The organism is Virgibacillus carmonensis (genome assembly GCF_057836705.1).
On record NZ_JBYQFJ010000163.1, the window covers coordinates 1 to 700 of the forward strand.

1 protein-coding gene is annotated in these 700 nt (G+C 39.0%); it reads left to right on the forward strand.

Annotated features, from left to right (window positions below; all coding sequences use genetic code 11):
- Positions 1–700 (forward strand): ABC transporter permease (locus tag AC3G7N_RS21145; protein ID WP_489424112.1); only part of this gene is annotated, 700 nt, incomplete at both ends.

The following is a 700-nucleotide window of genomic DNA, read 5'->3' on the forward strand; positions in this document are numbered from 1 at the left end:
TAGTGCGCCATTTTTACTGGCTGGCGGATACCGTGTGTTAAGCTTGCAAATTTACTTTTCTAAAATCAATGGTGATTTAGAGATGGCCGCAACACAGTCCGTTATATTGTCTGTGGTATCTATTTCCTTCCTATTGTTTATGCGGTGGTATCAGGGCCGAAAAGACTATCGGATGGCTAGTAAAGGAATTGGGGCACATCGAAGTGAAGTAAATAATCCACTATTAAAGTGGTTTATGGTAACAATCGGTATTATTGCAATGGTTATTTTGTTATTACCACACGTTACGTTGTTGATCCTGTCTTTAGTTCCAGAAGGTGGGTGGACATGGCAGACCTATCCTCAGCAGTTTGGTTTGGAAAATTTTATTTTGTTATTCGAAGATCCCGATATCTGGGACCCTGTTAAAAACAGTTTAATTATGTCTGTTCTTGCATGTGCCGGTGTATTCGTATTTGGAATCATTACTTCTTATGCACTAGTTAAGCGTAGTTTCATAGGTAAGAACCTTCTGGATATCTTAGTTATGATTCCATGGGCATTACCAGCAACAGTTGTAGGTATGAATTTAATATTAGCATTTAATGAACCTTCTCCATTTTCATTTGGCAAAGTGTTGGTAGGTACATTTTGGATATTACCATTGGCTTACTTTGTTCGCTTTATTCCGTTAGTGGTGAGGTCCACTACGGCAGTGCTG